Below are 12,910 nucleotides of genomic sequence, written 5' to 3'. Positions count from 1 at the left end.
CTGGCATACCCCTTCAGTCCGGATCGGCGGCGAGCAACTTGCCCGCGGCCGCGATGGTCGTGGAGTAGAAGTCCACGACGCGCTGCGGGGGATAGCGATCGGGGTCCTCGAGCACCAGCCGACTCGCCATCTCCGCGAACCCGATCACCAGGTGGGAGGCGATCTCGATATCGAGGTCGGCGGAAACCCGGCCGGTCGCGGCGAGTTCGGTCTGCACCGCGGCGAGCCGGGTGCGCAGGCGTTCGCGGTGCGCGGAGATCCACTGCCGCACCGATTCCGGCAGCCCCGCCGCACCGGAGAAGACCAGCCGCCAGGTATCGGGATGGCGAACGACCACGGCCAGGAAGTCGCCGATAATGCTGTCGAGGTCGAAATCCGCTACGTGATCGGCGATTTCGGCGGGGAAGACCGAGTCGATCTGCTCGGTGACGCGCAGGCTCTCGCGTTGCAGCAATGCTCGCAGCAGGTCGTCGACGCCCTGGAAGGCGTCATAGAAAACCGGGCGGGTCACATCGGCGCGGCGGGTCACGGCCATGACGTTCACGGACTGGAATCCGGATTCGGCGATCTGGCGCATGGCGGCGTCCATGAGCTGCTCCCGGCGCTCGGGGACGGTCAACCGCGGTGCGTATCGCCGTTTGGCGCGAGTGTTCCGCCCCGCCGTCACGGCCACCTCTTCCGCTCGAATCCGAGTCTGCCTGCTTGGCGCCGCCCCGAAGGTGGGCGATGTGACTTTATCACCCCGGTGATCGGCGCTTCTTCGTCATTGGCGGCGCAGGCTATTGTTTAGCTTACGGCACTGTCATATTGTCGCCGTTCATGAGCGTGGATAGTTCAGTGGCGGACGATCCGGTGATCGAAGAATTCGGCCCCGCGACCCGGCGAACCCGGGTGGCGACCACGGTCTTGCGGCCGGTGGCGCGCACGGTCGTCGAGGTCTCGTCGCTACTCGCGCGGCCGTGGAATGTGCGACTGGCCGCGCTGACCGACTACGTGGGACTGCTGTCCCGAACGCCGGCGGGGGTGTCGCGGCGGCCGGTGTATCTGCCGGATCTCGACCTCGAATGGGTGTGGTGCTCGACCGCGGCTGCGCCGGAATCGGCTGCGGGCGCGGTGCTGTATTTCCACGGCGGCGCGTTCGCCGCGGGCGGCCTGCGCACCTTCCGCGGGATGGCGGCGAGACTGTCGAGCGCGACCGGCCTGCCGGTGTGCCTGGTGGGGTATCGAAAATTGCCCGCGCCGTTCCCGGCGATCGTCGCGGACGGCGTGCGGGCTCATCGATACCTGTTGGCGCGCGGATTTCGACCGGATCGCATTGTGTGCGCGGGTGATTCCAGCGGAGGATGTCTGGCGTTCGCCGTCCCGCTGGCCGTCGGCGCGGCGGGGCTGCCATTGCCGGGTGCCATTGTCGCGGTGTCGCCGTGGACGGACTTCGACTGCACGGCCAAGGCCGAATCTCCGAACCGCCGAACCGACGTCCTGTTCTCGCCATCCGCGGTGCGACGGCTGGTGGATCGCTTTCTGGTGAACGACCAAGGGTGTCACGCCGATTCGCCGGTGGACGCGGACCTGCGCGGTCTTCCGCCGGTGCTGATCCAGGTCGGCACCACCGAATTGCTCCGCTGCGACGCCGAACTCATGGCCCGGCGGCTGGCTGCCGCCGGCGTTCCGTGCCGCTTGCAGCGGTGGGACCGCCAACCACACGGTTTCCCCGTCTTCGGCGTGCTGCCCGAGTCGGGTCCTGCCATCGCCGAGATGGCGCGTTTCATTCAGGAGAATCATGAGATCTGATATCCGCACCTGGTTGCTGCCCGGCGCCGCGATGGTGGCCGCGGCCGCGCTGTACATCCCGAAAGGGATTGTGCCGCAGGCGGCATCGCGATTCCGTCTGGAGCCGGTGACCGCCGACCGTACCGATGACTATCTCGCCACCGCACCCGTCACGGCGTCCGTATACGCCGAACTGCCCATGCCGCCGATGGAAGTCTTCGACGCACTGCTCGACGAATCCTGCTTCTCCTGGCTTCCGGGGGTATCGGGCTTCCGCTACGACTCGTCGCACCGTGGCCTCGGTGCGACGCGAGTGCTGCTCAATCCGCTGATGGCCGTTCGCGAACAGTTCACCGCCTACCGCGAGGGCGAACGCCTGGATTACACCTTCATCGGCATGTCGATCCCGGCGCTGGTCTCCGCGGTCGAATCCTACGAATTGCAGCCGGTCGCACAGGGTTCCACGTTGCTGACCGTGCGGGTCGCGATGACGCCGCGCATACCCGTGCCCCGAATGATCGCCCGGCCGCTGCACCGGTCGTTCACCGTGCAGGCCGTGCGCGGGTTGGGCGGCGCGAAGGTGGCCGGCGGCGAGGCACGGACGTGCTAGCGCGAACCGCCCGAATCATATTCCGCTACAGGGAGTTCCGTTGAGCCTGGAGATCGAGCGCATGCCCGCACTGTCGGTCACGCGGATTTCGCGGTGGTTCTTCAACTGCTACCTGCTCGCCGGTGCAGGGGACGCACTGGTCGTGGTGGATCCCGGGATGCCGCGCATCGCAGAGGATTTGGCCCCGATAGCCGCTGAGCTGCGCGGTTTCATCCGTGTCGTGGCAGCGACCCACGGACACGGAGATCATGTCGGCGGCGCGGCGGCCCTGGAGCGCCGAAGCGACGCGGCGATCTACTTGCCCGCCGTCACCCTGAACTATCTCGAGGAGGCGCGTCCGAGAACGCCGTCCCTGGCGCAGATGGCTCGGGCTTGGCCGTTGCTGTTCGGGCAGCCCTTCGACAGGCGCGGCGCGGTCGGATCACTATGGGCCACGTGGACCGCCGGCTTCGGCGGCCCACGTGGAATGGTCTGGGCCGCAGGTGATCCGATCGGCGGCCTATCCGAGGGGATGTCGTTGCCACACGCCCCGGAGTGGACCGTCATCGACAGTCCCGGACATACCGACGACAGCATCGTGTTCTGGAACGAGCGCACCCGCACCCTGCTCTCCGGCGACGCCGTCGTCTCGATCCACGGTAGGCCGTGTTTCGCCCCGGACATCGTCGACGCCGCGGCCGCGAAGCGTACCGAGCGCCGCCTGCGCGATTTGCCGGTGGCACATCTACTCGCCGGCCATGGTCGACCGATTCACGCGGAATCGGTGTGGGCGCTGTGAGACAGGACGAACGCATGCTGAAGCGAATCGCGGTCAGCGCCGTCACGATGACACTCGCGCTCGCGGCACAGTGGAACGCCCCGGCGAACGCGCTGCCGCTACCACTGTTGCCGCACCTTCCCTTCTACGAAACCGACACGCTGCCACCGTCGAGTCACCCCGAACCTTTGACGGGAGAATCGAATTGGTCAGGATCGGGTGGTGCGCACCTCGACGCCGACTACGTCTTCAACGGTCAGCGCCGCACCGTCGGTGAGTTCCTGAATCGATCGTCGACCCGGGGATTTCTGGTGCTGCGGGACAACCGGATTCTCGATGAGCGCTACTTCGGCGGCTATTCCGCCGCAAGCCGATTCAACTCCTGGTCGGTGGGCAAGTCGATCACCGCCGCCGCGGTCGGCATCGCGGTCGCCGACGGCAAGATCGGCTCGGTCGACGATCCCGTCACCGAGTACCTGCCCGAACTCGCGACCAGCGGCTACAACGGCGTGCGCATTCGCGATGTCCTGCATATGTCGTCGGGTATCGCCTACGACGAATCCACCAACACCGACCCGACCAAGGGCTCGACCAACACCATGATCCGAATGGTCGCGGGGATTTCGCTGCCCGATCAAGCCCGCGGAATTCCAGCCGAGCGCCCGCCGGGCACGCTGTGGAACTACGCGTCGATGGACAGTTTCGTGCTGGGCTGGATCGTCGCCAAAGTGACGGGTGCGCCTCTGTCCGAGTTTGTGCGGCAAAGGATTTGGGAACCGGCCGGGATGGCGAGCGAAGCGCTGATGGGTCACGACTACGCGGGCAATACCATCGGCTTCTGCTGCTATCACGCCACCGTCCGTGACTTCGCTCGCTTCGGATTGCTGTATCTACACGACGGCGATGTCGGCGGCCGACAGATCGTCCCCAGAGCATGGATTCACGACTCCACCCATAGCACCGAGCCGTATCTGCAACCCCGCCAACTGATCCCGGCTCGGCCGAACGCTTCGGAGAATGCCTACGGCTACGGCTACCAGTGGTGGCTCGGTGACGGTGACCGAGGCGATTACACCGCTGTCGGCTTCCTCGGCCAGTTCATCTATGTGTCCCCGAGGGACAACATCGTGATCGTCAAAACCAGCGAAGACCTGAACTCCACCGACCATATGGCCGAAGCGCTCCAGGCCTTCCGCGCCCTGGCCGACGCCACCCGGCGCTGATCACGCTGCTCACACCGTCTCACGCGGCGTGAGCAGCAGGGACAGGCGCTCGGCGTCCGGGCTGCCCGCCTCGGCGGTGTCGATCATGATGCGCAGGTCGCTGCCCGCGACCGTCAGAACGGCGCAGTCCAGGGTGATCTCGCCGACCAGCGGGTGGTCGATGGTTTTGACCGTCGTTTCGAATCCGGCGACCGTCCCGGACTCCCAGAGCCTCGCGAATTCGGTACTGCCGGTGCGTAAGTCGATGATCAGCTGGCGCAGGCGAGTATCGGCGGGGTACCGGGCCTGCGAGGCGCGCAGGTCGGAGACGAGGGCGATCTCCAAGGCGGAGAGGTCATTCGGGGCGTAGCGGCCCACCCCGCCGGGTGCGATGAAATGTCGCCACACCCGGTTGCGTTCATTGCCCCGCCAGGCCTCGGGATCGCCCAGTAGCGCGATACAGGCCGGATTCGCTTGCAGCAGTGTCCAAGACGCGTCGAAGACCGCGACCGGGATGCCCACGAGTCGATCCAGCATGCGCTGTACCGCGGGGGGAATGGCGTTCGGAACGGTTCCCGGCTCGGGCAGCGCGAGACCCGCGAGCTGGTGCAGATGCGCGCGTTCGTCCGGCGACAGCCGCAATGCCCGCGCCAGCGCCTCCACCACCTGCGGTGAGGGGTTGGAGGCGCGGCCCTGCTCCAGGCGGGTGACGTAGTCGACCGAGATACCGGCGAGCAGGGCCAATTCCTCGCGGCGCAGCCCGGGGGCGCGCCGGACTCCGCCCGCCGTGGGGCGTGCCGGATCCGGTGGGATCTGATCACGCCACCGCCGCACCGCCAGTCCGAATTCCGCCGTCGCCATTGATCAATTGTCGCCACCGCGCAATCGGGGACCGCAACCGGGCAGTGGACCTACCTCGCGCGTGGCCGGGCGAAGCGCCGCATGATCGGCAGATCGACCCAGTGATACAGCGCGGCCGCGATCACGGTGGAGACTGTCAGGCTCAGCAGGGAGAACAGTGCCCAGCCGAGGATGCCGAACTCCCGACCGCCGATCAGATGCCGCGTGATCAGCGCCATCACCGGGAACTGGATCAGGTAGAAGGCGAAGGAGATATTGCCCAGCCACACCATGCGCGGATGCGCGGTGAGCCCGCTGACGCCCTGTAGGTCCCGCGCCGCGAGGGTGGCCACCACCGCGGTCATGGGCGCGAGCAGCAGCACCGACATCTTGTAGTTCACCGGTACCACCCAGGTCGCCGCGTACGCGATGCCCAGCGCCAGCAGCGGCAGGGTGAGCCGGGTATTGCGCCAGCGCCCTTCGATCACCATGCGCGCGGCCAAGACGCCGAGGAAGAACTCCGGCAGTCGTGACAGCGGAAACGTATAACTGAGCCAATACGACGGCGACACCGGGATATTCGGCTGCGCGAACCACGCCGGTGAGGCATGCAGTTCGTAATAGGGCGAGGTGTTGCCCGGAACCAGCCGGGGCGCAAAGGCATTCGCGATGCCCTTGGGTCCATCCGCCCAGAGGAAGTATCCGGTGTGCAATGCGGCGATACCGAGCATGAGCACCACCATCGCCAGCAGCAGTCGCCGGGTCGGGATCCGCCGGATGAGCGGCAGTACGAGTGGAAAGCTCAGGTAGAAAAGCATTTCCGCGGCCAGCGACCAGGACGGCACATTGAGCCCGCCCACAGTCGTCCACTTCGGCACCCACGTGTGCACCAGCAGCAGATTCGGCACCCACACCACGGCCCGGCTCAGCGGCACGCTCGCGACCACCACGAAGGCCGCGGCCGCGAGCAGATGCGTCGGATAGATCTTGAGCACCCGCCGCCGATAGAACCCGCGCACCGACATCCCCGGCCGGAACGACCAGTAGATGATGAACCCCGAGAGCACGAAGAAGAACGTGACCCCCGCGGCGCCCAGCTGCATCGGAATCCACTGGTGGATATGCCGGAACAGCTCGGACTTCTGGAACGGATAGACCGGCAGGAACACCAGCGCGTGCAGTACGAAGACCGCGAACGCCGCCCACCAGCGCGCACCGGTCAGGGACGGCAGCGCTGGGCGATGCTCCGCGGAAATGACGGGCAGCTGAGGCTCCGCGTCGGCTGAGATCCGTTGTGCCGCAGTGCCCGGCGCGGGCAGTGTTTCTGTCACCGCGCGTACCTGTCGAAGATCGCCTTTCCGACCACCTCGTCACCCACGGGTGAGGGATGGAACGGGAGTCCTTCGATATCGACGGTCGGATCCAGCACCCCGTTCACCCACGGCTGCGGTGAACAGAGTCCGTGCCCGGTGGTGAGGGCGCGGGCGTCGAGGAAGTCGATCTTCAGTTCCTGTGCCGCTTCCCGCTGTGCCTGATCGATGCGGTTGAAGTATTCGACGACGGTGCGCCCGCGCGGCTGCGTGAACGGCACGACGCCGAAGAAGTCCAGGCATACGGTGTCCTGTTCGGAATGGAACAGTTCGGGATACCCGACCACCACGATGCGCGCGTTGGGCGCGTAGTACCGGATGTAGGTCACCGCATTGCGAATGCGCGCGGCGTAGGACGCCCCGGTGATATCGCGGGCGTCGGGCAGCCGCCCGGCCGCGACGGCATCGGCTCCGCACCCTTCGGCGAGGTCGAAGACGCAGTGTTGCATTGCGGCCCACAGGGATTGGTCCGCGGTGCCCCAGCGGTCGTTCAGTCCGAACTGCAGGGTCACCAGTTTGGTGCGCGGCCCGAACGCGCCCGCCTTGTCGGCATCGCGTGTTTCGACGCCGAGGGTGTATCCGGAGGTGTCGATGGACGCGCCCAGACACGATCGATTCTCCACCCGGTCGGTCCCGGCGACACCCATCAGGGTGCTGAGCCGTTCGGGCCACGCGGTCGCCCCGCGTTCACACGACCCGACCTCGGACAGTGGATTCCATACATTCGCGGAGAACGAATCACCCAGCACGACAAGTTCTTTGCCCTCGCGCGCGGTTTCCGCGGTGACGCTCCCGGTCCCGGTCACGGTGGCCGCGACCGCCATCGCGGCAGCGCACAGCCACCGACCGCTGTTACCCAGCACGTTGAATCCCCGGTCCCTCTAGTAGCCCGCGCGCGGTTCGAACCCGGGTACGTCCAGGCTCGGCGGTGCGGGTTTGGGCTGCTGGGTCTGCGGGGCGGGCTGCGGCGCCGGTTTCGGCGCGACCGGCTGGGCCGCGGGCGGTTCGACCACCTCGGGCGCGGGCGCCGGAGCGGGTGCCTCGGTACTGCTCGCCGGCGCCGGGGTGCTCACCGGAGCCGCGGTGCTGCTGACCGGTGCGGTCACCGCGCTGGTCGTCGTGCTCACGCCGCCGGACCCGCCGGTGGTCTCGTCATTTCCACACGCCGCCACCCCGGCGATCAGCAAAACCCCTCCGACCAGTACCGCTGCGGTACGCGCGATCGAAACACCAGGGGCACGGAACGTCATAGAATCCTCGAATCGACAACTGAAGTGTGAAAGTTTCACTTCGCGGGGAGTGTACAAGACGCGAAACCCGGATCAACCGGATTCGCGCAAGCCGAGAATCCCTGGGGCATTTGTACCCTCTGACGGGCGTTTTCGCGCGCCAACCTGGTATCGGCGGTCCCAGGAACCTCGGACGACTGGTTGCATATTCCGCCGCACGCGAATCTGGAGCTATGACAACCACACTCATCACCGGTGCGAACAAGGGCCTGGGATTCGAAACCGCCCGTCAACTCGTCGCGGCGGGGCACACCGTGTACATCGGCAGTCGCGACGCCGAACGCGGTCGGCGGGCCGCGTCGAGTCTGGGTGCGCGCACGGTGGTCCTCGATGTCACCGATGACGCGTCGGTCGAGGCGGCGGCCGAGCGCATCGAAGCCGACGGCGGGCTCGATGTGCTGATCAATAACGCGGGCATCGACGTGGAGGGCAACGGTGCACTCGAGATCGGCGAGATCACCGCCGACATGATGCGAAAAGTGTTCGATACCAATGTCTTCGGCGTGGTGCGCATGCTGCATGCTTTCCTGCCGCTGCTGCACCGATCCGCCGCTCCGGTGGTGGTGAATGTCAGCAGCTCGCTGGCTTCGATGGCCCGCGCCACCACACCGGGGACCAACGCATTCGCCTATCCCGGACTGTCGTATCCGGTATCGAAGACCGCGGTCAATCGCCTCACGGTGCAGTACGCGAAAGCCCTGCCGCACATGCGGATCAACGCCGTCGAACCCGGGTACACCGCCACCGACCTCAATGCCCACGCGGGCACGCAGACAGTGGCCCAGGGTGCGGAGATCATCGCGCGCATGGCGCAGGTGGCTCCCGACGGCCCGACCGGCGGCTATTACGACAGCACCGGATCCCTGCCCTGGTAACTCGGGCAAGGATCCGGTGCCGGGCGGTGCGGTCGGTCAGTGTTCCTGTGCCGCAGCCTGTTCGGGGAGTCCGAACGCCGCGCCGAAGGACACCACGGTGAGCAGTATCGCCACCCCGGTGACCGAGCGCATCGCGGTCAGCGCCACCTCCGGGCCGTCCCCGACGGCGAATCCGCTGAAGAACAGCGTGCCGAGCGCCGCCACCCCGAGCGCGGCCGCGCCCTGCTGGAAGGACTCCAGAAGTCCGGAGGCCGAACCGATTTCGTGATCCTCGAGCTCGCCGACGATAATTCCGAACAGCGGTACGAAGATCATGCCCATGCCGAGCCCGTACAGCGTCAGCGCCGGTGCCAGCGACAGCGGCGCGGGCGCGCTCGCCCCGCCGAACTGCACGAACAGGGTGACCAAGCCGAGCAGCATGCTCGTGAGGCCGATGTGCAGCACCTTGCGGCCCAGCTTGGGCGAGAGTCCCGCCCCGACGCCGGAACCCAGGAACGCGCCGATTGCCCAGGGCGCCATCGTGATACTGGCGCGCAGTGCGCCATACCCGAGACCCATCTGCAGGTACAGTCCGACCACCAGGGAGAACCCGCCGATACCGCCGAAGAACACGGTGACGAAGCCGATTCCCGAAGTGTACGAACGCTTGGCGAACACGCTGGTCTCGATGAGCGCGACCCGCCCGCTGCGGGAGCGGCGCATCTGATCGACGGTGAACAGCGCGAGCACCGGAACACTGGCCGCCAGCATGGCCGAAGTCCACCACGGCCAACCCAATTCGCGTCCTTCGACCAGCGGGTAGAGCAGCAGCGCCATACCGGTGCCGACGATGAGCGCGCCCCGCAGATCCAGGGTGAGACCCGGCATCGGGGCCGCGGCGGGCAGGATCCAGATGCCGAGCGCCAGCGCCACCGCACCCAGCGGCAGGTTCATCAGGAAGATCGAACGCCATCCGGTGCCGAGCAGGTCGGCGTCGATGAGCAGTCCGGCGACGATCGGTCCCGCGATGGTGGCCACGCCGATCAGCGGCCCGAAAGCCGCGTAGGCCTTACCGAATTCGCGGCCGAACAGATCACGAATGAGGCCGAAGCACTGCGGCACCATGACCGCCGCGAACAGGCCCTGCGTGATGCGTCCGATCAGCAGCATCTCGATCGAGACCGCGAATCCGCACAGCACCGAGGCGATGAGGAATCCGATCAGGCCGATCACCAGCACGCGCTTGCGGCCGTACATATCGCCCAGGCGGCCGCCGGTGAGCAACCCGATCGCCATGGCCAGGGTGTATCCGGCGCTGAGCCATTGCAGGGTGGCGACCGAACCGCCGAGATCGCCGCGAATGGCGGGTGCGGCGACATTGACGATGCTGGCGTCCAGCAGGTTGAGCAGGGTGGCGGCCAGGATCGCGAGCAGTCCGAGCCATCTGCGCGGCAGCGGAGCCGCTGCATCGGCCGGGTAGGTGGGGGTCTGGAGAGCCGGTTGTTCGGCGACGGCGGTCACGGGTGACTCCTTGGAAGAGCTGCAAACCTGAACGGAATGATCTGTTCCGCTATTGAAGCAGATCATTCCGTTCCGTTCAAGTGCTGGGGATCAGGCGAAGTCGGCGCGATGATCGGCGACCCACTGCGCGTAGGTGCGCGGCGCGTGCCCGGTGAGGTCCTCGACAACCGAATTCACCTGCGCGGGTTTGCCCACGGTGGCGGCCATCAGATCGAACAGGGCATTGATGAACGCCGGATCCATGAACTGGGCCAGCTGCGCGCGCACCGGCGCATCGTCGAGCTCCTCGAAAGCCAAAGGGCGGCCGAGGATTTCACCGAGCACCGCGACCTGCTCGACCTGAGTGAGCGATTCCGGACCGGTCAGATCGAGACTGCGGCCCGCGTACCCGCCGGGCAGCACCGCCGAAACCACTTCCGCCACATCGTTTTCGTGGATCACCGAGGCGGAGGCCTGCCCGTACGCCGCGCGAATCACATCCCCGCCCGCCAGCTGCATGGCGAACGACAGCGAATTGATCGCCGGGAACAGCAACCGCAGGAATGTCCACTCGATACCGGACTGCTCGATCGCGCGCTCCACATCGCGGTGGTACTGGGCGATCACATCCGGCTGCTGCTCCGCACCATCGACCACGGCGCCCGAGGACAGGAACACGATGCGCTGCACACCGGCCCGCTGAGCAGCGGAAAGCACTGGCGCGACGTCCATTTGATAGGGCAGCACCAGGAAGATGGCGCTGACCCCTGCCAGGGCGGCGTCGAGTGAGCCCGCGTCGGTGAGATCACCCGCCACCACTTCCGTGCCCTCGGGCAGTTGAGCCGATTCCGGTCGGCGGGTCAGCGCCCGGACCGGGTGCCCGGCGGTCAGCAATGCATCCACGGCCTGACGACCGAAATGGGCGGTTGCGCCGACTACCAAGAACATGAGACTTCCCTTCATCCCCGCACGGCCCATGAGCGGGCCGCGTCCGATATGCAAACTGTATGGCTCGATTTGCGGGCATCGGGGTGCTGAAAGGCGTCAAATGGGGGACCTGGCACGCCGGGGGGAAGGGCGCTTCACCCCGCGAATCGGAGCAGCGTGAGCGAGGGGCGCAGTGCGTGACCGAGCGGGGTGTTCGCGACCCGGCGCATGAGCGGGGAACCCCAGCGGCCTCGGCCCGGGGGCGGGATAAGGTCTTGGGAGGCAACAACTCCCGGAATGATGCGGGGGAGTTGGCGCGCCTGGCGCGGGCTCTGGCTGGTCGGCATCTGCGGGGCGGTGTAGCGCTCGCTCAGGCGCACCCGGCCGCGCATCGTCATGGCACTGAAGGCGCGCGGGATCGAGTCGTAGATCAGCACACCGCCCGGGAAATGTTCGGCCAGATCGGCTATCAGCCGATGCACCTCGGCGATCGGCAGATACATGAACAGGCCCTCCGCGGTGATCACCGCGGGCCCGGATGGCACCTCCTCGAACCAGGATCGGTCCAGCGCCGAACGCGCCAGCCGCGTGATCGCGGGTGCGGTGGGCAGTAGGCGTTCCTGCGCGGCGATCATCTCGGGCAGATCGATGGAGAACCAGGCCACCTCCGGTGCGCCCAGCCGCCAGTACGTCGTTTGCAGACCCTCCCCGAGCGCCACCACCGGCCCGGCGGGATGGGCGGCCAGGAAATCGGCGATCACCTCGTCGATCACCATCGCCCGCATGGAATGCACCTGGCTAGGCGGGCCGAATCGGTCGAAATCCTCGGCGGCCAGCGCACGGTAGAGGCGGACCGACTCGTCGTCGGTGAAGGGGGAGTCCGAGCGCAGGGCTTCCTCGGCGCGGTTGCGCAGGGTCCACAGTGCGGTCTCGGGCACCCCGGACAATTCGGTTCGAGTCATTGATCTGTCCCTACGGTGGTGAAGTCCAGCAGTGCGGCGGCGGTCCGCGCCGGATCCTCGAGGTTGGGGGAGTGGCCGACGCCGGGCAGCAGTACGACCTTCGCGCCCGGCACCGCGCGGTACTCGGCCGCGCAGGCGGGATCGAATCTGCTGTCGTTCGCGCCGAAGATGACCAGCAGTGGTTTGCCCAGCGGCACAAGGCGTTCGGTGAGCGAACGCTCGTCGATATAGGCGAGATTCGCCTGCGACGCGGCGGCGAATACGACCGGATCGATCGCGCGGAACTGATCCACGTACTCCTTCGGGATCCGGTAGTCCCGGCTGAATCCCGAGGCCATCAGCGCCCGGAACTGATCATCGGACAACTCCGACCACGGCACCGTGACGGCGGGGATCGGCGGGTTCAGGTACGCGCGCATATGCGGTCCGAAATCCATGATCACCACCGCGGTCACCAGATCCGGTCGATGCTCCGCCAGGGCGGTCGCGACCGCACTGCCGCTGGAATGGCCAACGGCGACAACCTGTTCGATACCGAGCCGATCCAACGCCGCCGCAACCCGTGCCGCCTGATCCGGCACCGAATAGCTCACCGTGCCCAGTCCGGCCGACTCACCGCACCCGAGCAGATCCACTCGAATGACCCGGTGCGATTCGGAGAGCAGGGGAACCATCGGATCCCAGGATCGCCCCGACGCGGCCGTGCCGTGAATCAGCAGCACCGCCGGGGCATCGAGCGGGCCGTCCTGGACCACATGGATCTCACTGCCGTCCGAGGGTCGATCCGAGTCCTCGCCCGTTCGTAAATTGTTGCCGGAAACAGTCATAC

At 66.9% G+C, this 12,910-nt stretch carries 14 protein-coding genes; 5 read left to right on the top strand and 9 right to left on the bottom strand.

Going from position 1 to position 12,910, the window contains the following annotated elements; translation table 11 throughout:
* Window positions 1–13 precede the first annotated feature (13 nt).
* Window positions 14–667, bottom strand: a complete 654-nt coding sequence (locus tag ACFVUS_RS25730; protein ID WP_387771439.1) for a TetR/AcrR family transcriptional regulator — start codon at window positions 665–667, stop codon at window positions 14–16.
* 152 nt (window positions 668–819) lie between these two features.
* On the opposite strand from ACFVUS_RS25730, the gene ACFVUS_RS25725 reads away from it, so the two are divergent.
* The 4 genes from ACFVUS_RS25725 to ACFVUS_RS25710 are packed head-to-tail and all read left to right on the top strand — an operon-like array spanning window position 820 to window position 4,360.
* Window positions 820–1,791: an alpha/beta hydrolase gene (locus ACFVUS_RS25725; protein WP_387771436.1), complete on the top strand. Its 972-nt coding sequence runs from the start codon at window positions 820–822 to the stop codon at window positions 1,789–1,791.
* A complete protein-coding gene (locus ACFVUS_RS25720) occupies window positions 1,781–2,380 on the top strand; it encodes an SRPBCC family protein (RefSeq protein WP_387771433.1) in 600 nt (199 codons plus the stop codon). The genes ACFVUS_RS25725 and ACFVUS_RS25720 overlap by 11 nt, the downstream gene beginning before the upstream one ends.
* 40 nt (window positions 2,381–2,420) lie before the next feature.
* The gene (locus ACFVUS_RS25715; RefSeq protein WP_387771430.1) at window positions 2,421–3,158 is read left to right on the top strand and encodes an MBL fold metallo-hydrolase; all 738 of its coding nucleotides are present in this window, start codon (window positions 2,421–2,423) and stop codon (window positions 3,156–3,158) included.
* A 14-nt stretch (window positions 3,159–3,172) separates the two neighbouring features.
* Window positions 3,173–4,360, top strand: a complete 1,188-nt coding sequence (locus ACFVUS_RS25710; protein WP_387771427.1) for a serine hydrolase domain-containing protein — start codon at window positions 3,173–3,175, stop codon at window positions 4,358–4,360.
* A 9-nt stretch (window positions 4,361–4,369) separates the two neighbouring features.
* Here the strand turns inward: ACFVUS_RS25710 and ACFVUS_RS25705 are convergent, their stop codons facing one another.
* From ACFVUS_RS25705 to ACFVUS_RS25690, 4 genes are read right to left on the bottom strand one after another with little or no spacing between them, the layout of a single operon-like run.
* Window positions 4,370–5,200 (bottom strand): helix-turn-helix transcriptional regulator, encoded by an 831-nt coding sequence (locus ACFVUS_RS25705; RefSeq protein ID WP_387771424.1) that lies wholly within the window; start codon window positions 5,198–5,200, stop codon window positions 4,370–4,372.
* 50 nt (window positions 5,201–5,250) lie between these two features.
* Complete coding sequence (locus ACFVUS_RS25700) at window positions 5,251–6,510, bottom strand: acyltransferase family protein (protein WP_387771421.1); 1,260 nt, start codon at window positions 6,508–6,510, stop codon at window positions 5,251–5,253.
* The gene (locus ACFVUS_RS25695; protein ID WP_387771418.1) at window positions 6,507–7,412 is read right to left on the bottom strand and encodes an SGNH/GDSL hydrolase family protein; all 906 of its coding nucleotides are present in this window, start codon (window positions 7,410–7,412) and stop codon (window positions 6,507–6,509) included. The genes ACFVUS_RS25700 and ACFVUS_RS25695 overlap by 4 nt, the downstream gene beginning before the upstream one ends.
* Window positions 7,413–7,430: 18 nt before the next feature.
* Window positions 7,431–7,799, bottom strand: a complete 369-nt coding sequence (locus ACFVUS_RS25690; RefSeq protein WP_387771415.1) for a hypothetical protein — start codon at window positions 7,797–7,799, stop codon at window positions 7,431–7,433.
* A 212-nt stretch (window positions 7,800–8,011) separates the two neighbouring features.
* On the opposite strand from ACFVUS_RS25690, the gene ACFVUS_RS25685 reads away from it, so the two are divergent.
* Window positions 8,012–8,713, top strand: coding sequence for an SDR family NAD(P)-dependent oxidoreductase (locus ACFVUS_RS25685; protein ID WP_387771412.1), 702 nt, complete (start codon window positions 8,012–8,014; stop codon window positions 8,711–8,713).
* A 36-nt stretch (window positions 8,714–8,749) separates the two neighbouring features.
* Here ACFVUS_RS25685 and ACFVUS_RS25680 read toward each other — a convergent pair whose 3' ends face one another.
* The 4 genes from ACFVUS_RS25680 to ACFVUS_RS25665 all read right to left on the bottom strand — a co-directional run bounded on the left by ACFVUS_RS25680 (window position 8,750) and on the right by ACFVUS_RS25665 (window position 12,908).
* Window positions 8,750–10,213, bottom strand: coding sequence for an MFS transporter (locus tag ACFVUS_RS25680; RefSeq protein WP_387771409.1), 1,464 nt, complete (start codon window positions 10,211–10,213; stop codon window positions 8,750–8,752).
* 90 nt (window positions 10,214–10,303) lie between these two features.
* The gene (locus ACFVUS_RS25675) at window positions 10,304–11,140 is read right to left on the bottom strand and encodes an NAD(P)H-binding protein (protein ID WP_387771406.1); all 837 of its coding nucleotides are present in this window, start codon (window positions 11,138–11,140) and stop codon (window positions 10,304–10,306) included.
* Window positions 11,141–11,274: 134 nt separating this feature from the next.
* Entirely contained in the window at window positions 11,275–12,081 is an 807-nt protein-coding gene (locus ACFVUS_RS25670) for a class I SAM-dependent methyltransferase (protein WP_387771403.1), read from the bottom strand.
* A complete protein-coding gene (locus ACFVUS_RS25665) occupies window positions 12,078–12,908 on the bottom strand; it encodes an alpha/beta fold hydrolase (RefSeq protein ID WP_387771400.1) in 831 nt (276 codons plus the stop codon). Before ACFVUS_RS25665 ends, ACFVUS_RS25670 begins: the two co-directional genes overlap by 4 nt.
* Window positions 12,909–12,910 lie beyond the last annotated feature (2 nt).

The organism is Nocardia sp. NPDC058058 (assembly GCF_042885355.1).
Taxonomy (GTDB): domain Bacteria; phylum Actinomycetota; class Actinomycetes; order Mycobacteriales; family Mycobacteriaceae; genus Nocardia.
Note: the sequence above shows the minus strand (reverse complement) of the source record. Positions and strands in the feature narration are given on the sequence as shown.

Coding starts and splice junctions, on each gene's coding strand:
- ACFVUS_RS25725 (WP_387771436.1), top strand. CDS start 820: ATGAGCGTGGATAGTTCAGTGGCGGACGATCCGGTGATCGAAGAATTC.
- ACFVUS_RS25720 (WP_387771433.1), top strand. CDS start 1,781: ATGAGATCTGATATCCGCACCTGGTTGCTGCCCGGCGCCGCGATGGTG.
- ACFVUS_RS25710 (WP_387771427.1), top strand. CDS start 3,173: ATGCTGAAGCGAATCGCGGTCAGCGCCGTCACGATGACACTCGCGCTC.
- ACFVUS_RS25705 (WP_387771424.1), bottom strand. CDS start 5,200: ATGGCGACGGCGGAATTCGGACTGGCGGTGCGGCGGTGGCGTGATCAG.
- ACFVUS_RS25690 (WP_387771415.1), bottom strand. CDS start 7,799: ATGACGTTCCGTGCCCCTGGTGTTTCGATCGCGCGTACCGCAGCGGTA.
- ACFVUS_RS25685 (WP_387771412.1), top strand. CDS start 8,012: ATGACAACCACACTCATCACCGGTGCGAACAAGGGCCTGGGATTCGAA.
- ACFVUS_RS25675 (WP_387771406.1), bottom strand. CDS start 11,140: ATGTTCTTGGTAGTCGGCGCAACCGCCCATTTCGGTCGTCAGGCCGTG.
- ACFVUS_RS25670 (WP_387771403.1), bottom strand. CDS start 12,081: ATGACTCGAACCGAATTGTCCGGGGTGCCCGAGACCGCACTGTGGACC.
- ACFVUS_RS25665 (WP_387771400.1), bottom strand. CDS start 12,908: ATGACTGTTTCCGGCAACAATTTACGAACGGGCGAGGACTCGGATCGA.